The 515-nt window shown below is 63.5% G+C and carries 1 protein-coding gene; it reads right to left on the reverse strand.

Annotated elements, in window-relative coordinates; all coding sequences use genetic code 11:
* The coding region (locus ACLEJQ_RS25740; protein ID WP_440799916.1) for a VCBS domain-containing protein at positions 1-515 on the reverse strand (515 nt) is incomplete at both ends.

Genomic DNA, 515 nt, shown 5'->3' on the forward strand with positions numbered 1-515 from the left:
TGATGGTCAACGTGTTGCCCAGCGCCGTGGTGATCGACTGCGGGAAACCCGCCGCCACACCACCGGTCACCACGTTGATCCCGCCCACGCTCAAGGTCTGCACACCGTCCAATGCCGTGACGGTAAAAGTGCCGCTTTGAGTGAGTGCGGGGGCATCCGGACTGCTGCCGTCGCTGAGGTTTTTCTCCTGGACGGTCAGCTCGCCGCCCTCGGTGTCGAGGCCGTTGATGACCACCGGGTCGTCGTTGTTGTGCACTTGCAGCACCAGGTTTGCAGTGCTGGTGTCACCGTCGGCGTCGGTCAGGGTGTAGGTGAAGGTTTCGCTGCCATTACCCCCACCGTGCAGGCCTTTGAAATCGGCGTCGGCGGTGTTGAGGGTGTAAGTGTAGGAACCGTCGGCGTTGAGGACCAGGGTGCCGTAGGTGCCGGTGAAGGTGCCCGGCGTGACAGGACCGGACGCGACATGGTCGGCGCCTTCGGTGTCGTTGGTCAGTACGCTGCCGGTCAGGGTGAGT

Origin of the sequence: Pseudomonas sp. SMV71 (assembly GCF_052042015.1) — a bacterium.
GTDB lineage: Bacteria > Pseudomonadota > Gammaproteobacteria > Pseudomonadales > Pseudomonadaceae > Aquipseudomonas.